Source organism: Streptomyces sp. CNS606, from assembly GCF_000426325.1.
Genome location: NZ_AUFD01000028.1, coordinates 33664 through 55268, shown reverse-complemented (window position 1 = coordinate 55268; position 21605 = coordinate 33664). Strand labels below are relative to the sequence as shown.

Below are 21605 nucleotides of genomic sequence, written 5' to 3'. Positions count from 1 at the left end.
TGTTGGTGGCATCCGGGGTTGCGGCTGGTTCTCCCGGTTCTTGTGTGTTTCATAGTGTTTCGGTGGTTATAGCGTGAGGGAAACGCCCGGTTACTTTCCGAACCCGGAAGCTAAGCCTCATTGCGCCGATGGTACTGCGAGGGGGACCTCGTGGGAGAGTAGGACGCCGCCGAACAATCATTGACGGGAGCCCCGTCGGCCTTCGGGCCGGCGGGGCTTTCGCCGTTTCCAGACCCGGTGTTCAGTCTCGGGCCCGGGGCGGCGGGTGCCGGAACCGGTTCCGACGCCCGCACGCGCAAGCGCCTACAGACGTCCCGCGGCCTTCAACGTGAGATAGGCGTCGACCAGGTGCGGCGCGAGAACGCCTGGCGTCGCGTCGACGACCGTCACTCCGTGGCGGCGCAGGAGATCGGCCGCGCTGCGGCGTTCCCCCTGGGCGCGCGTCGCCGCTCCCGCCTCGTACACCGCGTCCACCGAACCCCGGTTGCGTGTCATCTCCTCCAGCCGCGGGTCGGCCACCGCCGCCGCCAGTACCGTGTGCCTCTGCGTCAGCAGCGGCAGAACCGGCATCAGGCCCTCCTCCACGGCGGCCGTCTCCAAGCCGGTCAGGAGCACGATCAGCGAGCGCCGGCGCGCCATGTGCAGCGCGGTGGACGCCAGCCCTCGGGCGTCGGCCTCCACCAACTCCGCTTCCAGCGGGGCCATCGCCGAGACGAAGGAAGGCAGTACGTCCTGTGCTGACTTCCCGCGAACGGTGGCCCGGACGCGACGGTCGTAAGCCAGCAGATCCACGCGGTCACCCGCCCGGGAGGCCACGGCGGCCAGCAGCAGTGCGGCGTCCATCGCCGTGTCCAGCCGTGGCGCGTCGCCCACGCGGCCCGCTGCCGTACGACCGGTGTCGAGGACGACGAGGACGTGACGGTCCCGCTCCGGGCGCCAGGTACGGACGGCGACGTCGGACTGCCGTGCCGTCGCACGCCAGTCGATCGACCGGGTGTCGTCGCCCGGGACGTACTCGCGGAGGCTGTCGAACTCGGTGCCCTCGCCCCGGGTGAGGATGCTGGTGCGTCCGTCCAGTTCGCGGAGCCGCGCAAGCTTGGCCGGGAGCTGTCTGCGGCTCTCGAACGGGGGCAGCACGCGGATCGTCCAGGGAACGGCGTGGCCGCCTTGCCGTGCGGCGAGCCCCAGAGGGCCGAGGGACCTGACCGTCACCCGAGCAGAACGCAGGTCGCCGCGCCGGCGTGGCCGGAGGCGGGTGGTGAGAAGCGTGCGTTCGCCCGCCGGAACGTCGAGCCGGTAGCGGGAGGAGAGCCCTGCCTCCGGGCTCTCGGCTCCGCCGCTGGGAGGCCAGGCGTCGCGGAGCACGCCGCGCAGCAGCCGGGAGGAGGTGTTGGTGACCAGCAGGGTCACCGCCGCACTCTCACCGAGTCGAACTGATGTGTCACCAGAACGGGTGAAATGGAGCGTTCGTACTGGCGCGGCGCGGAGGAGGTCGTAGACGATGGCGAGGAGCAGGGGGAGTTCCACGGCCAGGACGCCGGCCCAGCCGGGGAGCACCAGTCCGACGAGTAGCGCGCCCAGAGCTGCGACCAGAGCGGCGCGTCCGGTGAGAGCCATGGCCGGGTCCTCAGCGGGGTACCGGCACGTGGGCCAGGACGGAGTGGATGACGCTGTCCGGGCTGACGCCTTCCATCTCCGCTTCCGGGCGCAGCTGGATCCGGTGGCGGAGGGTGGGAAGGGCCAGAGCCTTCACATCGTCAGGGATGACGTAGTCGCGGCCGGTCAGCCAGGCCCAGGCGCGCGCGGTGGCGAGCAGCGCGGTGGCGCCTCGGGGAGAGACGCCGAGGGAGAGAGAGGGGGATTCGCGGGTGGCACGGCAGACGTCGACGACGTAACCGGTGATCTCCGCCGAAACGGACGTCCCGGCGACGGCCCTGCGTGCCGCGTCCAGCGCCTCCCGGCCGGCGACGGGACGCAGGCCGGCGGCGGACAGGTCGCGGGGATCGAAGCCCTCGGCGTGCCGGGTGAGGACGCCGATCTCGTCCTCCCTGGAGGGCAGCGGCACGTTGAGCTTCAACAGGAAGCGGTCGAGCTGAGCCTCGGGAAGGGGGTAGGTGCCCTCGTATTCGACCGGGTTCTGGGTGGCGGCGACGAGGAACGGATCGGGCAGCGGCCGAGGTGTCCCGTCGACGGAGACCTGCCGTTCCTCCATGGCTTCCAGGAGCGACGCCTGCGTCTTGGGCGGAGTCCGGTTGATCTCGTCGGCGAGGAGAAGGTGGGTGAAAACAGGTCCGGCCTGGAAGGAGAACTCCGCGGCCCGGGCGTCGTACACCAGGGATCCGGTGACGTCGCTCGGCATCAGGTCGGGCGTGAACTGTACGCGCTTGGTGTCGAGTTCGAGCGTGGCGGCGAGGGCGCGCACGAGCAGCGTCTTCGCGACGCCGGGGACGCCCTCGAGCAGGACGTGGCCTCGGCACAGCAGGGCGATGACGAGGCCGGTGACGGCGGCGTCCTGTCCGACGACGGCCTTGGAGATCTCGGTGCGCAGCGCCTCGAGTGCGCTGCGGGCGCTGTCTGCGGAGGGGACGCTCACGAGGTGCGGTCCTTGTCTGTCGGTGGTGCGGTGACGGGCGACGGAGGTGGTGCGGTCGGTCGGTGGGCGACCTGGCCTTCGAGGGCGTCGAGCTGGTCCGCCAGCAGGACCAGCGCCCGGTCATCGGCCGGGGCGGGACCGAAGAGCAGCGCATGCAGGTCCCCGCTGTGGTGCCGGTCCAGGGCCGGCAGGAGTCGCTCGGGCGCGTCCGCTTGCGTGGTGCTCACACCCACGAGGGGTGCCAGTCGTCGACGGCTCGCTTCGCGCAGGGCATCGGCGGCGCGGTCGCGGGCCTGCGTCTGACGGTAGAGGCGTGCACGGCCCTCGGTGGTCTCGGAAGCCCGGACGACGACCGGGAGGCGTTCGGGCACCAGCGGCCCGAGGCGACGTGCCCGCCAGAAGGCTGCCAGCACGGCGGCGAAGGCGAGTTGGAGGACACCCCAGCGCCAGCCGCCGGGAAGGAGGTCGAAGAAGCCGTCCGCGCCGTCGCGGTCGGCGGCGGAGTCGGACAGCGAAGGGAGGTACCAGACGAGCTGCGGTCGTGAGCCGAGTAGTTGGAGGGCGAGCGAGGCGTTGCCGTGGTCGTCCAGCCGGTCGTTGTGCAGCGGGTGGGGCGTGCCGAGGAGGACCGTGTCCCCGTCGCCCCCCTCCGAGGCGGTGACCACCAGGGTCGGCCGCGCGTCCCGGGGGTAGCAGGCGTGGGCGGTCTCGTCGGCGGTGCGGTAACGGACTCCGCCGAGGTCGGCGTCGCCCGCGCGTCGGGCCGCGGGCAGGTCGCAGCGGGGCGGGGTCGCCTCGGCGGCTGCGCTGGTCTTCGTCGCCTCGACGCCTGGCGTGAGGACGGACGTGGCGCGCGGGCCCGCACCGACCACGACGGTACGGCCGCCGGTGGCGGCCACCGCGCGCAGCGACGTCAGTTGCTCGCGGCTCAGGACGTCCGGTCGGGTGATCAGCACGGTGGTGTCCGGTCCGGCGGCGGCCGCGGCCTCGGCGCCGGTGGTCACGACGGTGGTGGTGACGCCACGCTCGGCGAGCAGTTCGGCGACTGCCAGGCTTCCGTACGTGCTTGGGGAGCGCGGGTCCAGCGCGCCGTGGTGTTCTCCGGAGCGCAGCGCGGCGAGCGTCACGCCGGCCACGGCGAGGATCGCGGCGGCGACCAGCAGGCCGCGCAGGCGTGCCCAGACGTGCCCGGCGGTGGGGGAGACGGAGGTCGTCGGACGGCTCACCGGCCGCTCCCGGTGCCGGCGCCGCTCCCGCTCCCGGCGCCGGTGAGTGTGGGGGTGGTCCGGCGGAGGGTCTCGTCCAGGTCGCGGATGCGGCGGTAGGTGTCCTGCCGCGCCGCCCGCCCTGCGTAGGTGTCCTCGTCGAACGCGACGGCGGCGTCGCGCAGCGCGCCTGCCTGGGCGGGCAGCAGGCGGCCGGCCTCGTGCGCGGCCTCGTCGGCGGTGCGTCCGGGACGGGGGTCGAGCAGCGCCCGCTCCTCCAGGGAGCGCACGAGGGCCCGCATGGCCTCGCGTACGGCCTCGCTCCACCGCCCGGCGGCGGCGTGGGCGTCGGCGACGGCGCGGTGCTCGTCGGCGGTGCGGGGGCGGTCCTCGAAGAGAGCGGGGCGCGCCGGGCCGGTCGTCCGGTGCGGGTTGCCCAGGCGTGACCACAGGGCGGCGACCAGCAGCACCAGGGCGCCCACCAGGACCGTGACACCGACGGCTCCGCCGGGCACGACGTCCACGGCGGAGCCGAGCAGCTCGCCCAGCTTCTCCCAGACCCAGTCGACGGCCTGCTCGAGGAGGCTCGGGTCGTCGCGGTGGTAGACGGGCTCGGAGAGTTCGCGTTCCGCGTCGCGCCGGGCGGGTTCGCGCGGCGTGGTGACCGGCGGGGCGTCCTCGCCGAGGACGCGGGCCACGGCGGAACCCCCCGGCACCGTGTGTCAGCTCCCCGCGGGACCGGGCGGCGGGGAACCGCTCGCGTCGACGCCCGCGGCGCGGGCGAGCTCCAGGTCGAGGGCCTCCCGGCGGATGCGCTGGTCCATGTAGAGCAGGGCCGTGATGCCTGCGCTGAGGGGCAGCGTCACGGTCATGGCCAGTACGCCGCCGATGCCGACGATGATCAGGTACGTCCAGGAGAACGTCAGCGAGCCGCTGAGGACGTCGCGGAGACCGTCCCCCTCGATGACGGAGGCGAGCACCGAGGACGGGATCTGCACGACGAGACTGACGATCTGCACCAGGAGCCAGGCCAGGACCTGGATGCCGAAGATGCGCCACCAGCTGTTCCGGACGAGCTTGGCGGAGCGGCGGAGTGCGGTGGTGACGCTCTGCCGCTCCAGCATGAGCGCCGGTGCGGCCAGGCAGTACCGGATCCACAGCCAGATCCCGCAGACGGCGCCGCCGATCATGCCCAGGAGGAGGAGGCCGCTTCCGGCGACGGTGGCGCCGGCGGCCAGCAGGACGATCCCCGGCAGCGTTCCGGCGAGGACCGAGCCCGTCACGATCAGCATGACCAGCACGGTGAGGCCGAGCATGCGGCCGAGCTGGGGCCGCGATGCGCGCCAGGCCTCCGACATGCTTACCGTGCGGCCGAGGACGGCGCGGCTGACGACGATGGTGAGCATCGCGGTGGCGATGACCGTGCCGACGAGGGTGGCGAGGAGGGTGATGCCCGCGCTGCTGAACGAGGCGCTCATCGCGTCGAGCAGTTCGTCCGTGCTGGGCTGCGGGTTGTTCTCGAGGGCCTCCAGCCCGTCGTTGCCGCGCAGCCATATGCCGTTGGCGACGGTGGACGCGAGCTGCACCAGCACGGCGACGCCGAGGGCGACCCCCAGGGCGGTGCGCCAGTGGGCGCGGGCGGTGGACACGGCGCCGTCGAGGATCTCCCCGACGCCGAGCGGCCGCAGCGGGATGACGCCGGGCTTGGCGGCGGGCGGGCGCCCCCACTGGTTCCAGGCTCCCCACCCCGGCGGCTGCCCGGGCGCCGGGTGCCCCGGCCCGCCCGGGGGTGGCGGGGCGGCGCCCCATCCGCCGCCCGCGGACGCCGGCGGCTGCTCGGCCGACCACTTCCCCGGCTGTACGTTCCCCGGCACGCGCCCAGGCTGCGCGTCGGGACCGTCCGGCTGCTCGCCGGGCCGTTCCTGCCGCCCCGCGCCCGGCGGTTCGGGCGGCGGGGTCCGGGAGGCGTCGTCGGCCGGACTCCCCTCGGCGCCCTTCGCGGGCTCGGACGGGGAGGATCCGGGCGAGGCCCAGCCCGGAGAATCGTTCATTTCTGCCACTCCTTCGCCTGGTTCGCTGCCATCGTGCCACGACCGGTGGCGGCCGGGCGTTTCTTTTGGATCACGCCCTAGAGGTGGGGCCTCTGCGGGTCGTGCGCCTTCTGCGCCGCGCCGGTGCGGGGCAGACTGGGCGGATGACAGATCACAGTGTTCCGGTACTCCGGTGGGCGGACGCACCCGAGGGCCCCGCGGTGCTGCTCCTGGACCAGACGCGGCTGCCTGCCGAGGAGGCGGAGCTGCGGTGCGGCGACGTGCCGTCCCTGGTCTCCGCGATCCGGTCCCTCGCGGTGCGGGGCGCGCCCCTGCTGGGCATAGCGGGCGCATACGGGGTGGCGCTGGCCGCCGCGCGCGGCGAGGACGTGCGGAAGGCGGCGGGCGTGCTCGCCGGCGCCCGGCCGACCGCGGTGAACCTGGGGTACGGCGCGCGCCGGGTCGAGGGTGCCCATGGCCGGGCGGTCGCGGAGGGCGCCGGGCCGGAGGCGGCCGCGGCGGTGGCGCTGGCCGAGGCCCGTGCCCTGCACGCGGAGGACGCCGAGGCGAGCGACCGGATGGCCGAGCACGGACGGGACCTGCTGCTCAACACGCTGCTCGGCGACCGCCGGGGCGCGCGCGACCTGAGGCTGCTGACGCACTGCAACACCGGCATCCTCGTCTCGGGCGGCGGTGGCACGGCGTTCGCGGTGGCCCGGGCGGTGCACCGGGCGGAGCGGCTGGAACGCCTGTGGGTGGACGAGACGCGGCCGCTGCTGCAGGGGGCGCGGCTGACGGCGTACGAGGCGGAGCGGGACGGCCTGCCGTACAGCGTGCTGGTGGACGGTGCCGCGGGGTCGCTGTTCGCGGCGGGCCGGGTGGACGCGGTGCTGATCGGCGCGGACCGGATCGCGGCGGACGGCTCGACGGCGAACAAGGTGGGGAGTTTCCCCCTGGCGGTGCTCGCCCGGCACCACGGGGTGCCGTTCCTGGTCGTGGCCCCGGTGACGACCATCGACCCCGAGACGCCGGACGGCGCGGCCATCGAGATCGAGCAGCGGTCGGCGGAGGAGGTGACCGCGAACGCGCCGAAGGGCGCCGAGGCCTACAACCCGGCGTTCGACGTGACGCCCGCCGAGCTGGTCACGGCCATCGTGACGGAACGTGGTGTGGTCTCCCCGGTCGGTCGTGAGGGGATCGCGGCGGTGTGTTCCGCACCACCGACGGGAGCGTCACGATCGCGCAATGGGATGATGAACTCATGAAGGGACGCGTCCTCGTCGTCGACGACGACACCGCACTGGCAGAGATGCTCGGCATCGTGCTGCGCGGCGAAGGCTTTGAACCGTCGTTCGTGTCGGACGGCGACAAGGCGATCGCCGCTTTCCGCGAGACGAAACCGGACCTGGTGCTGCTCGATCTGATGCTGCCAGGCCGGGACGGTATCGAGGTGTGCCGCCTGATCCGTGCCGAGTCCGGGGTACCGGTGGTCATGCTGACCGCGAAGAGCGACACCGTCGACGTGGTGGTCGGTCTGGAGTCCGGTGCCGACGACTACATCGTCAAGCCGTTCAAGCCGAAGGAACTGGTGGCCCGCATCCGGGCGCGGCTGCGCCGTTCGGAGGAGCCCGCCCCGGAGCAGCTCGCCATAGGCGACCTGGTGATCGACGTCGCCGGTCACTCGGTGAAGCGCGACGGGCAGTCCATCGCGCTGACCCCGCTGGAGTTCGACCTGCTGGTGGCACTGGCCCGGAAGCCGTGGCAGGTGTTCACCCGCGAGGTGCTGCTGGAGCAGGTGTGGGGCTACCGGCACGCCGCCGACACCCGACTGGTGAACGTGCACGTGCAGCGGCTGCGGTCGAAGGTCGAGAAGGACCCGGAGCGGCCGGAGATCGTGGTCACCGTCCGCGGCGTCGGGTACAAGGCCGGACCGGGCTGACGAGCCCGCACAGGTGACGGAGATGCCCGAGAGGCCGGACGGGTCCCGCATGGCGCGGCTGTGGCGTGCGGGCGGTGCGCTGTTCTCCGAGGGCCTGCTGCCCGAGGGGGCGACGGGGACCCGCTCCCATCCGGTGTTCCGGATGGCGGTCCGGCTGATTCGCCGTCCGCTGCTGCCTGCCGTGCGCCTGTGGCGACGGAACATCCAGCTCCGGGTGGTCGCGGCGACGCTGATGATGTCGCTGTGCGTGGTGGTGCTGCTGGGGATCGTGGTGACCGGCCAGGTCCGGAACGGGTTGCGGGAGGCGAAGGAGCAGGCGGCGCAGAGCCAGGCCGCCGGCGGCTTCGCCTTCGCCCAGCAGGTGGCCGACGCCTCCAGCGGGCGCGGTTTCAGCGACGGCGGCTCCGACCCGGCGGACGGTCCCGTGGACCAGTCCGCCGGTCCCTGGCTGAACAGCCTGGCCGAGCAGCTCTCCAGCGGCGGGCAGGGCGTCTTCTCCGTGGTCGTGCTCAATTCCGACCCCGACGACTCGCCGCCCTCCCTGGACCAGGGGACTCGTCCGCTCGGCCCGCGCGCCTCGGACGACGTGGACCCGGTCCGCACCATCCCGGCCGAGTTGCGGAGCACGCTCGACAAGAAGGACGGCACCTTCCAGCAGTTCGCCCTGGTGCACCGTCCCGGCGGCGCCACCGAGCCCGGTCTGATCATCGGCAAGCGGGTCAGTGACCTGAACGGCAATCCGTACCAGCTCTACTACGTCTTCCCGTTCGCCCAGGAACAGGAGACGCTCAACCTGGTCAAGGGCACGCTGATCACCGCCGGGGTGTTCGTGGTCGCGCTGCTCGGCGCCATCGCCTGGCTGGTCGTACGCCAGGTGGTCACCCCGGTCCGGATGGCCGCGGGCATCTCCGAACGACTGGCGGCCGGGCGGCTGCGGGAGCGGATGAAGGTCGCCGGCGAGGACGACATCGCTCGTCTGGGTGAGTCGTTCAACAAGATGGCCCAGAACCTCTACCGCAAGATCCACCAGCTCGAGGAGCTGTCCCGGATGCAGCGGCGGTTCGTCTCCGACGTGTCGCACGAACTGCGGACGCCGCTGACGACCGTGCGGATGGCCGCGGACGTGATCCACGCCGCGAAGGACGACTTCGACCCGGTCACGGCCCGTTCGGCGGAGCTGCTCCTCGGCCAGCTCGACCGGTTCGAGTCGCTGCTGGGCGAACTGCTGGAGATCTCCCGCTTCGACGCGGGCGCCGCGGCGCTGGAAGCCGGTCCCGTCGACCTGCGGGACGTGGTGCACCGCGTGGTGGACGGCTGCGCGCCGCTCGCCGAACGCACCGGCAGCCCGGTGCGCGTGCTGGGGGACGAGCAGCCGGTGATGGTCGAGGCCGACGGCCGCAGGGTGGAGCGGGTGCTGCGCAATCTGCTGGACAACGCGATAGAGCACGGCGAGGGACGCGACGTGGTGATACGTCTGGCCGCCGGCGGCGGTGCCGCCGCGGTCGCGGTGCGGGACTACGGCATCGGCCTCAAGCCGAGCGAGGTCAACCGGGTGTTCAGCCGCTTCTGGCGCGCCGATCCCGCCCGTGCCCGCACCACCGGCGGTACCGGGCTGGGACTGGCGATCGCCCTGGAGGACGCGCGGCTGCACGGTGGCTGGCTCCAGGCCTGGGGCGAGCCCGGGGGCGGTTCGCAGTTCCGGCTCACGCTGCCGCGCACCGCGGGCGATCCGCTGAGCGGCTCGCCGATACCGTTGGAGCCCGCCGACTCGCGCCGCCGCCGGGGCGCCGAAGGCGTGCTGCCGCCCCGCAACCGGGTGTCCGCGAACGGGCAGGGCGGCCGTGGAGAGGAGACGGAGGATGAGGGCTGACCGACGGCGCCGCGGAGGCGTCGGTGCGCTGCTGTCCCTCGCCCTTCTCCTGTCCGGGTGTGCGTCCATGCCCGCCGACGGCCAGGTCACCCCGGTCGAGCCCTCCCAGCGGGCCGAGCAGGAGTCGCGGGTCCGCGTGTACGGCCTCAGCCCGCAGAAGGGCGGGGAGCCGCAGGACATCGTGCGCGGGTTCCTGGAGGCCACCACCAGCGACGAGCCCGGCTTCAGCACGGCTCGTGAGTACCTCACCGAGGACGCCGCGAAGGCGTGGGATCCGTTCGCCGGGACCACGGTGCTCGAGCGCGGACCGGTCACCGAGGGCGGCGTCCCCGACGGGGCGAGGAAGAACGGCTCCACGGTGATGGTCACCGGGGAGCGGGCCGCGCGGCTCGACACCCGGCACGCCTACCGGCCCGACAGCGGCCGGCTCACCGACGCCTTCCACCTGACCGAGGTCGAGGGCGAGGGCTGGCGCATCGACCGGCTCCCCGACGGTCTCGTCCTCGGATCGTCCGACTTCGAGCGCATCTACCGCTCCGTGGACATCTACTACTTCGCGCGGCTCGGACCCGGAGCCCCTTCCGTGAACCGGGGACAGGACGTGCTGGTGGCCCAGCCGGTGTACGTCCGGTCGCGCATCGAACCCGTCGCCGACACGGTGCGCGCCCTGCTCGAAGGCCCCACCGACTGGCTCGACCCGGTCGTTCGCACCGCCTTTCCCGACGACACGCTGCTGGCCCGCAGAAACAGCGTGACCGTGCAGGATTCGGGTGCGGTGACCGTGCGGCTCAACCGGGCGGGGGCGAAGGCCGGCGGCGCCCGGTGCGAACGGATGGCCGCACAGGTGTTCCACAGCGTGCAGTCGCAGGCGTCGTCGAAGGTGACCAGCGTCGCGCTCCGGGGAGCGGGCGGCGAGATCTGCGCACTCGACGGGGGCGAAGCGCGGGCCTACGCGCCCGGCCGGCTGGACGGGACGATTTCGCCGTACATGGTGGATGCGGAACACCGGGTCGCCACCATCGACGGGGCGTCGAACCGGCCGCGGGTCGTCACCGGCCTGCTGGGCAGCGGCCGCGTGGAGTTCCGGGCGGTCGGCGTGAGCCGCGACGAGCGCATCGGCGCGGCCGTCACCCGGGACGGGCGGGCCCTGTACGTGGCGCCCTCACTGCAGTCCCCGGCCAAGGGGGAGCCCGCGCAGCCGGTGCTCGTCAGCCGGGCGGTGCAGGAGGAGAACCGGCTCAGCGCGCCGAGCTGGGACGGGCTGGGCGACCTGTGGGTCGCGGACCGCGATCCGCGCGACCCGCGGCTGCTCCGGCTCCCCGGCGGTCAGGGCGAGGCCGAGGCCGTCTCGGTGCCGGGCCTCGCCAGGAACGAGCGCATCGAGTCGTTGCGGATCTCCTCCGACGGGGTGCGGATCGCGCTGCGGATCAGGAACCCCGACGGCACCAGTTCGCTGCAACTCGGCCGCGTGGAGCGGGAGGGGACGCGGGAGGACCCGTCGGTCACCGTCGCCGCCCTCCAGCGGGTCGCCCCGCAACTCGAGGACGTCGTCGCGATGTCGTGGTCCGGTCCGAGCGAACTCGTCGTGGTGGGGCGGGAGTCGCGCAGCGTGCAGCAGTTGCAGTACGTCGGCACGGACGGGTCCACGGCGCACCAGCCGCCGCTGCCCGGCATCAACGACGTGGAGAGCGTCGCGGCCTCGGAGAGCGAGAACATGCCGCTCTTCGCCGAGTCCCAGTACGGCATCGTCCGGCTGACGCCACCGGACGGCGACTGGGAGACCGTCTCGGAGGACGGCAGCGCACCCGTCTATCCCGGCTGACCGAGTCGACGCGGAGTCGCCCGGTGACGCGGTGTCGCCGCAGCTCGGAGCGTGTGCCGACGGAGTTCTCCACAGGACTGGTGGGGGTGTCCGGCCGCTGGGAGACTGGGTTCATGCAGGCCCTGTGGCAGGAGCTGACCGACCTGGTGTTGCCAGGGGGTTGTGCCGGGTGCGGGGTCGCTCGGGCCTCCCGGCGCCTGTGCGCCCGCTGCCGCGCGCTGCTCGGGCGCGCCGTTCCGCGTCCGGTGCGTCCGTTGCCCGCCCCCGACGGACTCCCCTCCGTCCACGCGGCGCTGCCGTATGCCGACGAGGCCCGGGCCATCTTGCTCGCGCACAAGGAGCGGGGCGCGCTGCCGCTGGCCGAGCCCCTCGGCCGTGCCCTGGCGGGCGCCGTACGGGCCGCCGTGGCCGGGAGCGGTGCGTGCCGTCCGGTGCTGCTGGTGCCGGTGCCCTCGGCGCGCCGCTCCGTCGCCGCACGCGGCCACGACCCGGTGCGACGGGTCGCGTCCGCCGCCGCGGCCGCCCTGCGGCGCGCGGGGGAGCCGGCCCGCGTCGTGCCGGTGCTGCGGCAGCGGCGGAAGGTCGCCGACCAGGCGGGACTGACGGCCGCGCGTCGCGCGGAGAACCTGTCCGGGGCGCTGGAGACGGCGCCCGGTGCGGCGCGGTTGATGTCGCCGCGGGCGCGGTCCCGACCCGGTGCGGCGCGGCCGCTCGTGGTGCTGGTGGACGACCTGATCACCACGGGTGCCTCGCTCGCCGAGGCGTCACGGGTGGTCACGGAGCGGACCGGAGCCCTTCCGGTCGCCGCCGTGGTCGCCGCCGGCGGACGGAACCACCCCTCGCGGTCCGTCGTTGCCGGTGGGACAGGTGATATTCGCCCGATCGGAGGTACGTGTCAGTAAGGGGTGCCGGGCGTCCGCCACCGGAGGTACGTTCGGAGAGGGATGACGATCTTCCGAGTGGGGGAGGAGGAGGTGAAGTCGCAACCCGACCTTGTGCCGGAGCGTGACCGGCAGTGGCCGTGAACCTCCGGCGTCAGTGCACAAAGGGCGCGCCGCGCTCAGCGCGAAGCAGCGTCCGGGAACGGAGTTCTGCGTGGACATCGTCGTCAAGGGCCGGAAGACTGAGGTGCCGGACCGGTTCCGCAAGCACGTGGCCGAGAAGCTGGAGAAGATCCAGAAGCTCGACGGCAAGGTGATCAACCTGGATGTCGAGGTCTCGAAGGAGCACAACCCCCGGCAGGCCAACCGTTCCGACAGGGTGGAGATCACCCTGCGCACCCGCGGCCCGGTCATTCGCGCCGAGGCTTCGGCCTCTGATCCGTATGCGGCGCTCGACCTTGCCACCGGAAAGCTCGAGGCACGCCTGCGCAAGCAACACGACAAGCGCCGGGTGCACCGCGGCGGCCACCGCGCCCCGATCAGCGTGGCCGCGGCGACGGCGCACCTGGCTGCGGAACTCAACGGGGAGATGGATGCCGCGTCCGCGGCGGCACGTACCTCGGAAGACGACGGGAACTCGAACACCACGCGGGTCGGCCCGCTCGAGGTCCAGGGTGAAGGCCCCCTGGTCGTACGGGAGAAGACCCACGCCGCCGCACCCATGACGCTCGACCAGGCGCTCTACGAAATGGAGCTGGTGGGCCACGACTTCTACCTGTTCGTCGACTCGGAGACCAAGAACCCCAGCGTCGTCTACCGGCGCCACGGCTACGACTACGGCGTGATCCACCTGGAACAGGATCCGTTCGCCGAGGAGGCTCCGCTCGGAGCGGGCGGCGCCCTCGGAGGCTGACCGACGCCGCGCCCCCGGCCGGGTCACGGGAGACCGGCCGGGGGCGCCCCACGTCGGTGCCGGGCGGACGCGGGCCCTGCGGCATGGGAGGATGGCCGGACCGTCAACCGGCGTGTTCTCCAAACGGCGTTGGGGCGGCCGAGCCCGTTGGGGGAGGAATCGATGGCGGACAGCTTCGGGCCCGCGATGTCCGTGCCGGGCGCACGGCAACCCGCGGGAGCGCCCGACGCGGAAGAGGCTGCGGGCTCGCACGACCCCTCGCGCAAGGAACCGATCCGGGTCCTCGTCGTGGACGACCACGCGCTGTTCCGGCGCGGTCTGGAGATCGTCCTCGCGCAGGAGGAGGACATCCAGGTGGTCGGCGAGGCCGGTGACGGCGCCGAAGCCGTGGAGGTGGCCGCCGACCTGCTGCCCGACATCGTGCTGATGGACGTGCGGATGCCCAAGCGCAGCGGCATCGAGGCGTGTACGGCGCTCAAGGAGGTGGCTCCCAGCGCCAAGATCATCATGCTGACGATCAGCGACGAGGAGGCCGACCTCTACGACGCGATCAAGGCCGGCGCGACGGGCTACCTGCTCAAGGAGATCTCCACCGACGAGGTCTCCACCGCCATCCGTGCCGTCGCGGACGGGCAGTCCCAGATCAGCCCTTCCATGGCGGCGAAGCTGCTCACCGAGTTCAAGTCGATGATCCAGCGCACGGACGAGAGCAAGCTCGTACCGGCACCCCGGTTGACCGACCGCGAGCTGGAGGTCCTCAAGCTCGTCGCCACCGGCAAGAACAACCGCGACATCGCCAAGGAACTCTTCATCAGCGAGAACACGGTGAAGAACCACGTCCGGAACATCCTGGAGAAGCTTCAGCTGCACTCCCGGATGGAGGCCGTGGTCTACGCGATGCGGGAGAAGATCCTCGAGATCCGCTGAGGGCGCCCAGGCCGGCTGCCCGCGCCCGCCGCCCAGCGGCGGGTCCGGACGTCAGAAGACCTCCCCCGTCAGGAGACCTCCCGCAGCGCCGCCTCCAACGGCCCGCGCAACTCCTCCGGTGCGCACCGCTCCACCCGCACCGCGTCGCAGCCCACCCACTCCGCGGCCTCCCGCAGCGCCTTCGCCATCGGCTCCACCGCGCTCCGCCCGCGCAGCGACAGCTGCCGTGCGACCAGCGTCGTCCCCTCCCGTGCCGGATCGACCCGGCCCCGCAGCTTCCCGCCCGCCAGCAGCGGCATCGCGAAGTAGCCGTGCAGCCGCTTGGGCCGCGGCACGTACGCCTCCAGGCGGTGGGTGAAGTCGAACATGCGCAGCGTCCGCGGGCGGTCCCAGACGAGCGAGTCGAAGGGGGAGAGCAGCGTGGTGCGGTGCCGACCGCGCGGCGGGGAGGCGAGGGCGAGCGGGTCGGCCCAGGCGGGCTTCTGCCAGCCCTGCACCTCCACGGGCACCAGTCCGGTGTCCGGCAGTACGGACGCCACCTGATCACCCGTGAGGCGGTGGTAGTCGGCCAGGTCGGCCCGGGTGGCGACGCCCATGGCCGACCCGGCCTGCGCCACCAGGCGGCGTACGCACTCGGCGTCGTCCAGGTCGTCGTGCAGCAGGGCGTCGGGGACCGCGCGCTCGGCCAGGTCGTAGACCCGCTTCCAGCCGCGCCGCTCGGTGCAGACCACCTCGCCGGTGTCCAGCATCCACTCCACGGCGATCTTGGTCTGCGACCAGTCGAACCACTCGCCGCCGTTCTTGCCGCCGCCCAGCTCCGTGGTGGTCAGCGGCCCGTCGGTCTTGAGCCGGTCGCGGACCGCGGCACAGGACGACTCCTTGTCCTCCAGGTGGTGCCAGCGGTGTCCCTTGGCGCGCCGGGCACGCCGACGGAAGGCGAAGTGCGGCCATTCCTCGATCGGCAGGATGCAGGCCGCGTGCGACCAGTACTCGAACGAGTGACCTCCGGTCCAGTACGCGTCCTCGACGCGCTGCCGTCCGACGGCGCCGAGGCGTGCGTACGGCACCAGCTCGTGCGAACGGGCCAGCACGGAGATGGTGTCGAGCTGCACCGCCCCGAGTCTGCCGAGCACCCCGCGCACGCCGCCGCGCCGGTCCGGCGCACCCAGCAGGCCCTGGGCGCGCAGCGCGACGCGTCGTGCCTCGTCCGCGGTCAGCGAGAGCTCGGAAGTCATGCCGCACACCCTAGAGCGCCGCACTGACAGCCGGTCCCGTCGCGTGCGGCCGCGGCGAGACACGACAGGGACGATGCGGCGACCGCGTGGGCAGGCCCGCTGCTCCGACCCGCAGGCCGGTACGGGCAGGCTCAGACCGGCTCAGACCGCCGGCTCGTACGGCGTCACGGAGGCGCGCCCCCAGTCCCCGGGCAGCAGGGCCCCGATCCAGGCGTCCAGCCGGACGCCGCGGTGCACCAGGCGGCCGCGCTGGAGACCCTCCATGACGAAGCCGACCCGTGCGGCCACCGCGCGGGAGCCCTCGTTGCCCGCCGCGGCGACCCACTCCATGCGTTCCACGCCGAGCCCGGTGAAGGCCCAGTCCACGACGGCGCGCGCCGCCTCCGCCGTGTAGCCCCGGCCGCGCTGCTCCTTCGCCGCCCAGAAGCCCAGTTCGGCCTGGCGTTCGGGGGCGTGCAGCAGGGCGAGCCGCACCAGCCCCATGGAACCCACCAGAGCGCCGTCCTCACGGGTGAAGTAGCCGAAGTTGTACATCGTGTCGTCGCGCCAGCCGGCGGGGCTGACGCGGGTCACGAATTCGAGCGCGTCCTCCCGGCGGTACGGCGCCGGTACCGGTATCCACCGGGCGATCTCCGGGTCCTGGCAGGCGGCGGCGACCGCGTCGACGTCGGCCTCGGTGAACGGGCGCAGTTCGAGGCGCTCGGTGGTGAGGGTGATGGGCTCCATGACGGCATTCTCCCGTGCCCGTCCGGCCCGCCGAACCCGGCACGTTCCGGAAGTCCGGCACGTTGGGGGTACAGGGGGCTACGCCCCTGTCTTACGATGGCCGGTGCGGCGGGGGACTGCTCCGCCGTGCCCGCGCACCAGACCGTGCCAGGCCCGACCGGCAAGGAGTCACCCTACGTGTCCGTCTTCGGCAAGCTCATGCGCGCAGGTGAAGGAAAGATCCTGCGCAAGCTGGACCGCATCGCGCGGCAGGTGAATTCCATTGAAGAGGACTTCGTCGATCTCTCCGACGCCGAGTTGCGGGCTCTGACCGACGAGTACAAGGAGCGGTACGCGGAGGGTGAGAGCCTCGACGACCTGATGCCGGAGGCCTTCGCGACCGTCCGGGAGGCGGCCAAGCGCGTTCTCGGCCAGCGGCACTACGACGTGCAGCTCCAGGGCGGCGCCGCGCTGCACCTCGGGTACGTCGCGGAGATGAAGACCGGTGAGGGCAAGACCCTGGTCGGCACCCTGCCCGCGTACCTCAACGCGATCTCCGGCGACGGCGTCCACATCATCACCGTCAACGACTACCTCGCCCAGCGCGACTCGGAGTGGATGGGCCGCGTCCACCAGTTCCTGGGCCTGAGCGTGGGCTGCATCCTGGCGAACATGACGCCGGCGCAGCGCCGCGAGCAGTACGGGTGCGACATCACCTACGGCACCAACAACGAGTTCGGCTTCGACTACCTGCGCGACAACATGGCGTGGTCGAAGGACGAGCTGGTCCAGCGCGGACACAACTTCGCGATCGTCGACGAGGTGGACTCCATCCTCATCGACGAGGCCCGCACCCCGCTGATCATCTCCGGCCCGGCGGACCAGGCCACCAAGTGGTACGGCGACTTCGCCAAGCTGGTGAAGCGCCTGGAGAAGGGCGAGCCGGGCGACCCGCGGCTGGGCAAGGCCGAGACCGGCGACTACGAGGTCGACGAGAAGAAGCGCACGGTCGGCATCCACGAGACCGGCGTGGCCAAGGTCGAGGACTGGCTGGGCATCGACAACCTCTACGAGTCCGTCAACACGCCGCTCGTCGGCTACCTCAACAACGCGATCAAGGCCAAGGAGCTCTACAAGAAGGACAAGGACTACGTCGTCATGGACGGCGAAGTCATGATCGTCGACGAGCACACCGGCCGTATCCTCGCGGGCCGCCGCTACAACGAGGGCATGCACCAGGCCATCGAGGCCAAGGAGCAGGTCGACATCAAGGACGAGAACCAGACGCTCGCCACGATCACCCTGCAGAACTTCTTCCGGCTGTACGACAAGCTGTCCGGCATGACCGGTACGGCCATGACCGAGGCCGCGGAGTTCCACCAGATCTACAAGCTGGGCGTCGTTCCCATCCCGACGCACCGCGCGCTGGCCCGTGCGGACCAGGCCGACCTGATCTACCGCACCGAGGTCGCCAAGTTCGACGCGGTCGTCGACGACATCGCGGAGAAGTACGAGAAGGGTCAGCCGGTCCTGGTCGGCACGACCTCCGTGGAGAAGTCCGAGTACCTCTCCAAGCAGCTCAACAAGCGGGGCGTGCGCCACGAGGTCCTCAACGCCAAGCAGCACGACCGGGAGGCCGTGATCGTCGCCCAGGCGGGCCGCAGGGGCGCCGTCACGGTGGCGACGAACATGGCCGGCCGCGGCACCGACATCAAGCTCGGCGGCAACCCGGACGAGATCGCCGAGGACGAGCTGCGGGCCAAGGGCCTGGACCCGGTGGAGCACTCCGAGGAGTGGTCGGCGGCGCTGCCGGCCGCGCTGGAGCGGGCGGAGAAGGCCGTCGAGACCGAGTTCGAAGAGGTCAAGGACCTCGGCGGTCTGTACGTGCTGGGCACCGAGCGGCACGAGTCGCGTCGCATCGACAACCAGCTCCGCGGCCGTTCCGGCCGTCAGGGCGACCCGGGCGAGTCCCGGTTCTACCTCTCCCTGGGCGACGACCTGATGCGGCTGTTCAAGGCCCAGATGGTCGAGCGCGTGATGGCCATGGCCAACGTCCCGGACGACGTGCCGATCGAGAACAAGATGGTCACCCGCGCCATCGCCTCCGCCCAGTCGCAGGTCGAGCAGCAGAACTTCGAGATCCGGAAGAACGTCCTCAAGTACGACGAGGTGCTCAACCGGCAGCGTGAGGTCATCTACGGCGAGCGTCGCCGCGTCCTGGAGGGCGAGGACCTGCACGAGCAGGTGCGCCACTTCATGGACGACACGATCGAGGCGTACGTCGAGGCCGAGACGTCGGAGGGCTTCGCCGAGGAGTGGGACCTGGACCGGCTCTGGGGCGCCTTCAAGCAGCTCTACCCGGTGCAGGTGACCGTGGACGAGCTGGAGGAGGCCGCCGGCGACCTGGCGGGTGTCACCTCCGACTTCCTCATCGAGTCCATCAAGGACGACGTCCACGAGCAGTACGACGCGCGGGAGAAGGAGCTCGGCTCCGAGATCATGCGCGAGCTGGAACGCCGCGTCGTGCTCTCCGTCCTGGACCGCAAGTGGCGCGAGCACCTCTACGAGATGGACTACCTCCAGGAGGGCATCGGCCTGCGTGCCATGGCGCAGAAGGACCCGCTGGTGGAGTACCAGCGCGAGGGCTTCGACATGTTCCAGGCCATGATGGAGGGCATCAAGGAGGAGTCCGTCGGCTACCTGTTCAACCTGGAGGTCCAGGTCGAGCGGCAGGTCGAGGAGGTCCCCGTGGCAGAGCGCGAGGCGGCCGAGGACCGGGGCAAGAAGGACGCCGTCCCGGCGGGCGCCGCGCCCGCCCCGGCGATCCGCGCCAAGGGCCTGGACGCGCCGCAGCGCCCCGACCGGCTGCACTTCTCGGCCCCCACCGCCGAGGGCGGCGTCGTCGAGGGCGAGATGCAGACCGGTGACAGCCCGGTGCGGTCCGCCGCCGACGGCATGACCCGCGCGGAGCGGCGCAAGGCGCAGAAGGGCGGCCGTCGCCGCAAGAAGTGAACGGCCGCGGGCGCGCTCCTGACGCGCCCGCCCGCCGTCGGGCCGGGCCCGTGCTCCTCACCGGGGCACGGGCCCGGCCCGCTGCGCGTCAGCCCAGCTCGACCGCGGCACACCGCCAGCGCCGGTCCTCGCCCGCCTCCAGCCGGAACGCCATCGCCCGTTCGCGGCCGCCGGTGCTGATCCGGGCGCTGGCCTCGATCACGTCGTCCTCCAGGCGCATGCTGCGCACCGACGCCAGCACCGCGGCCCGCCGGTCCGCGCCGTCCGGACGCAGCGGCGCCCGTTCCGCGAGGGCGACGACCTGGTCGAAGGCCGTACCGCGGGCGTGGCCCAGCAGGGCGTGCACCGGTCGCCGGCCGCTGAGCACCTCGACCAGCTGCTCGGCGAACCACCGCGACGGGGAGGGGCGTACGGCCGTCCGCACGCCGCCGCGCGCACCCGGGCGCCGGGGGTCTCGCCGTCCCGGCGGGGCGGTACGGGCGGGGGCGCGCCGCCGTACGCCGGGCCCGACGGGGGTGCGGGCACCGGGCGGCGCGGCGCCCGCGGCCCGGCCTGCGGCGGCGCGGTCCCTGGCGTTCCCGCCCTCCCCGGCGTTCCCGCTGTTCCCGGCGGTCCGGGCATCGGGGCCGTCCGGGGAAGCGGAGGGAGCGGTGGTCGCGGAGCGTGAGGGTGCGGGTGACGGCGGGTGCGTCCGCTGCTCGTCGGCGTGTGGCCGCCTCGGCTGCGGCACCGGCGGGACTGCGGGCTCGCCGCCGGGTGTGCGCCGCTGGTCACAGGTGCTGGGCATGGGTTCTCCCCCGATCCGTGATGGGTGCTGCACGAGATGACTACTCGTCAGTAGCCCAGGTTCTAGCGGCGTCCGTCGTCGGCCGCAACGCACGGCGGGCCCGCGTCGTCGCGGAGCGTGATGCACCTATCCGGGTGGGCGGCTGTCGGGCGCTGACGCGCGGGGTCCCGCGCGTGCGCCGCAGGCTCCGATACCGGGCCCGCCCGCCCCGGCCCGCGTGCGGACCGGTCATACCGGCGGCGGGCGCAGGAGTGAACGACGGACCGTATGCTGACGGGGCAGTCGGAACGGCGATACACGAAAGCGGCAGCCATGCGCGTCTACGTCCCCCTGACCCTTCCCGCTCTCGCCGCCGCGCACCGCTCCGGCGCACTGGGTCCGGATTCCTTCGACGCCTACGCCGTGACACCGGGACTGCGCGAGTGGTACGTGTCCGACGACCTGGAGGAGCTGGAGTACGCCGCCCTCAACCGGGCCGCGCAGGCGTCGTTGCGCCTGCTGGCCTGCGACCCCGAGGCACCCCGGGTGCGTGTGGTGGTCGCGGTCGACGTCGCCGACGGCGCCGCGACCGCCGACCCCGACCGCAGTCTCGACCCCGCCGCGCTCGGCGAGGTCCGCGTCGCCGGGCCCGTGCCCCTCACCGAGGCGGCGGCGGTGCACGTGGACGCCGAGGACGCCCGTAGGGACGTGTCCGCCGCGGCGGACGCCCTCGGTGCGGCCGACAAGGGCGACGACGACGCCCGCTTCGTCGTGGACGGCGCCGAGGACCACGAACTGCTGTGGTTCGCCACCCAGGAGATCGACACCCTGCTGGGCCGGGCGTCCGAGGGCTGAGCGTCCACAGGCCCGGACGTCCGACGGCCGGGCGTCCACAGGCCCGGACGGGCCCGGGAGTGCGCCGCCGGAATTCCGTTACCGCGCCGTCGGACCCGGCGCGTACGGTGCTGCACATGGCATCTCCGCAGAGCGCAGGCACCACTCACATCGTCTGGGACTGGAACGGGACGCTCCTCCACGACATCCACGCCGTCCTCGACGCGACGAACGCCGCGTTCGCGGAGACCGGTATGCCGTCGATCACCCTGGAGCGCTACCGCGACCTGTACTGCGTGCCCGTCCCCCGCTTCTACGAGCGGCTGATGGGGCGGCTGCCCACGGACGAGGAGTGGGCGGCCATGGATGCGATGTTCCACCGGCACTACTGGGAGCGCGCCGAGGGCGTCGGCCTCACCGAAGGCGCGGCGGAGCTGCTGGCTGCCCGGCAGGCCGCCGGGCACACGCAGTCGCTGTGCTCGCTCGCGCCGCACGACATGCTGCTGCCCCTGATCCGCACACACGGCATCGACGCCCACTTCCTGCGGGTGGACGGCTCCACCGGTGACAACGCCGGCGGCAAGGCCGCCCAGATGGCGCGCCACCTGGCGGCGCTGGAGGGCGTCGGCTCCGACCGGACGGTGGTCATCGGCGACGCGGTGGACGACGCCGTGGCGGCCGCGCACGTCGGGGCGAGGGCCGTGCTGTACACCGGCGGTTCGCACAGCCGCGCCAGCCTGGAGGAGGCGGGCGTGCCCGTCGTCGACACCCTCGCCGAAGCGGTCGAGGCCGCGGACCGGATCGCCTCCGGCGTCCGTCACGTCTGACGCGCCGCCGAGGGGCCGGGCCCGCCCGCTCACCTCGGCAGTGGCG

At 72.8% G+C, this 21605-nt stretch carries 18 protein-coding genes and 1 rRNA gene; 11 read left to right on the top strand and 8 right to left on the bottom strand.

What is annotated here, in order from left to right:
• Positions 1-58 precede the first annotated feature (58 nt).
• Positions 59-175: ribosomal RNA gene (gene rrf, locus K304_RS0118505) — 5S ribosomal RNA — on the top strand.
• Between the two features lie 128 nt (positions 176-303).
• On the opposite strand, the gene K304_RS0118500 is transcribed toward rrf, so the two are convergent.
• The 5 genes from K304_RS0118500 to K304_RS0118480 are packed head-to-tail and all read right to left on the bottom strand — an operon-like array spanning position 304 to position 5849.
• Positions 304-1617: a DUF58 domain-containing protein gene (locus tag K304_RS0118500; protein WP_027764972.1), complete on the bottom strand. Its 1314-nt coding sequence runs from the start codon at positions 1615-1617 to the stop codon at positions 304-306.
• 10 nt (positions 1618-1627) lie between these two features.
• Positions 1628-2593 (bottom strand): AAA family ATPase, encoded by a 966-nt coding sequence (locus K304_RS0118495; RefSeq protein WP_027764971.1) that lies wholly within the window; start codon positions 2591-2593, stop codon positions 1628-1630.
• Complete coding sequence (locus K304_RS29805) at positions 2590-3819, bottom strand: DUF4350 domain-containing protein (protein ID WP_051308601.1); 1230 nt, start codon at positions 3817-3819, stop codon at positions 2590-2592. Before K304_RS29805 ends, K304_RS0118495 begins: the two co-directional genes overlap by 4 nt.
• On the bottom strand, positions 3816-4514 hold the full coding sequence (locus K304_RS29800; RefSeq protein WP_037791001.1) for a DUF4129 domain-containing protein: 699 nt from the start codon (positions 4512-4514) through the stop codon (positions 3816-3818). Before K304_RS29800 ends, K304_RS29805 begins: the two co-directional genes overlap by 4 nt.
• A 6-nt stretch (positions 4515-4520) precedes the next feature.
• Positions 4521-5849, bottom strand: coding sequence for a DUF7847 domain-containing protein (locus K304_RS0118480; RefSeq protein WP_027764970.1), 1329 nt, complete (start codon positions 5847-5849; stop codon positions 4521-4523).
• A gap of 143 nt (positions 5850-5992) precedes the next feature.
• Between K304_RS0118480 and mtnA the strand changes: the two genes are divergently transcribed.
• From mtnA to K304_RS0118440, 7 genes are all read left to right on the top strand, one after another.
• A complete protein-coding gene (gene mtnA / locus K304_RS0118475; protein WP_078529340.1) occupies positions 5993-7093 on the top strand; it encodes an S-methyl-5-thioribose-1-phosphate isomerase in 1101 nt (366 codons plus the stop codon).
• Positions 7090-7767, top strand: coding sequence for a two-component system response regulator MtrA (gene mtrA / locus K304_RS0118470; RefSeq protein WP_027764968.1), 678 nt, complete (start codon positions 7090-7092; stop codon positions 7765-7767). The genes mtnA and mtrA overlap by 4 nt, the downstream gene beginning before the upstream one ends.
• A gap of 22 nt (positions 7768-7789) precedes the next feature.
• A complete protein-coding gene (gene mtrB, locus K304_RS29795; RefSeq protein WP_078529345.1) occupies positions 7790-9637 on the top strand; it encodes an MtrAB system histidine kinase MtrB in 1848 nt (615 codons plus the stop codon).
• Positions 9627-11459 carry an LpqB family beta-propeller domain-containing protein gene (locus tag K304_RS0118460; RefSeq protein WP_037791000.1) on the top strand — a complete coding sequence of 611 codons (1833 nt, stop codon included), beginning with the start codon at positions 9627-9629 and terminating at the stop codon, positions 11457-11459. The genes mtrB and K304_RS0118460 overlap by 11 nt, the downstream gene beginning before the upstream one ends.
• A 245-nt stretch (positions 11460-11704) precedes the next feature.
• A complete protein-coding gene (locus tag K304_RS29790; RefSeq protein ID WP_486591721.1) occupies positions 11705-12361 on the top strand; it encodes a ComF family protein in 657 nt (218 codons plus the stop codon).
• Between the two features lie 193 nt (positions 12362-12554).
• The gene (hpf, locus tag K304_RS0118445; RefSeq protein WP_027764966.1) at positions 12555-13253 is read left to right on the top strand and encodes a ribosome hibernation-promoting factor, HPF/YfiA family; all 699 of its coding nucleotides are present in this window, start codon (positions 12555-12557) and stop codon (positions 13251-13253) included.
• A gap of 162 nt (positions 13254-13415) precedes the next feature.
• Positions 13416-14180, top strand: coding sequence for a response regulator (locus K304_RS0118440; RefSeq protein ID WP_027764965.1), 765 nt, complete (start codon positions 13416-13418; stop codon positions 14178-14180).
• 68 nt (positions 14181-14248) lie between these two features.
• Here K304_RS0118440 and K304_RS0118435 read toward each other — a convergent pair whose 3' ends face one another.
• Entirely contained in the window at positions 14249-15415 is a 1167-nt protein-coding gene (locus tag K304_RS0118435; protein ID WP_027764964.1) for a DNA glycosylase AlkZ-like family protein, read from the bottom strand.
• Positions 15416-15556: 141 nt separating this feature from the next.
• Entirely contained in the window at positions 15557-16141 is a 585-nt protein-coding gene (locus tag K304_RS0118430) for a GNAT family N-acetyltransferase (RefSeq protein WP_027764963.1), read from the bottom strand.
• A 177-nt stretch (positions 16142-16318) separates the two neighbouring features.
• On the opposite strand from K304_RS0118430, the gene secA reads away from it, so the two are divergent.
• Positions 16319-19132 (top strand): preprotein translocase subunit SecA, encoded by a 2814-nt coding sequence (secA, locus tag K304_RS0118425; RefSeq protein ID WP_027764962.1) that lies wholly within the window; start codon positions 16319-16321, stop codon positions 19130-19132.
• A gap of 88 nt (positions 19133-19220) precedes the next feature.
• Here secA and K304_RS0118420 read toward each other — a convergent pair whose 3' ends face one another.
• Positions 19221-19556 (bottom strand): Rv3235 family protein, encoded by a 336-nt coding sequence (locus tag K304_RS0118420; protein WP_027764961.1) that lies wholly within the window; start codon positions 19554-19556, stop codon positions 19221-19223.
• A gap of 675 nt (positions 19557-20231) precedes the next feature.
• On the opposite strand from K304_RS0118420, the gene K304_RS0118415 reads away from it, so the two are divergent.
• Positions 20232-20753: a DUF6912 family protein gene (locus tag K304_RS0118415; protein ID WP_027764960.1), complete on the top strand. Its 522-nt coding sequence runs from the start codon at positions 20232-20234 to the stop codon at positions 20751-20753.
• 116 nt (positions 20754-20869) lie between these two features.
• Positions 20870-21559, top strand: coding sequence for an HAD family hydrolase (locus K304_RS0118410; protein WP_027764959.1), 690 nt, complete (start codon positions 20870-20872; stop codon positions 21557-21559).
• Positions 21560-21605 lie beyond the last annotated feature (46 nt).

Excerpts from the sequence above, each read along its gene's own strand:
- K304_RS0118500 (WP_027764972.1), bottom strand. The coding sequence starts at position 1,617 with ATGGCTCTCACCGGACGCGCCGCTCTGGTCGCAGCTCTGGGCGCGCTA.
- K304_RS0118480 (WP_027764970.1), bottom strand. The coding sequence starts at position 5,849 with ATGAACGATTCTCCGGGCTGGGCCTCGCCCGGATCCTCCCCGTCCGAG.
- mtnA (WP_078529340.1), top strand. The coding sequence starts at position 5,993 with ATGACAGATCACAGTGTTCCGGTACTCCGGTGGGCGGACGCACCCGAG.
- mtrA (WP_027764968.1), top strand. The coding sequence starts at position 7,090 with ATGAAGGGACGCGTCCTCGTCGTCGACGACGACACCGCACTGGCAGAG.
- mtrB (WP_078529345.1), top strand. The coding sequence starts at position 7,790 with ATGCCCGAGAGGCCGGACGGGTCCCGCATGGCGCGGCTGTGGCGTGCG.
- K304_RS0118460 (WP_037791000.1), top strand. The coding sequence starts at position 9,627 with ATGAGGGCTGACCGACGGCGCCGCGGAGGCGTCGGTGCGCTGCTGTCC.
- K304_RS0118440 (WP_027764965.1), top strand. The coding sequence starts at position 13,416 with ATGGCGGACAGCTTCGGGCCCGCGATGTCCGTGCCGGGCGCACGGCAA.
- K304_RS0118435 (WP_027764964.1), bottom strand. The coding sequence starts at position 15,415 with ATGACTTCCGAGCTCTCGCTGACCGCGGACGAGGCACGACGCGTCGCG.
- K304_RS0118430 (WP_027764963.1), bottom strand. The coding sequence starts at position 16,141 with ATGGAGCCCATCACCCTCACCACCGAGCGCCTCGAACTGCGCCCGTTC.
- K304_RS0118415 (WP_027764960.1), top strand. The coding sequence starts at position 20,232 with ATGCGCGTCTACGTCCCCCTGACCCTTCCCGCTCTCGCCGCCGCGCAC.
- K304_RS0118410 (WP_027764959.1), top strand. The coding sequence starts at position 20,870 with ATGGCATCTCCGCAGAGCGCAGGCACCACTCACATCGTCTGGGACTGG.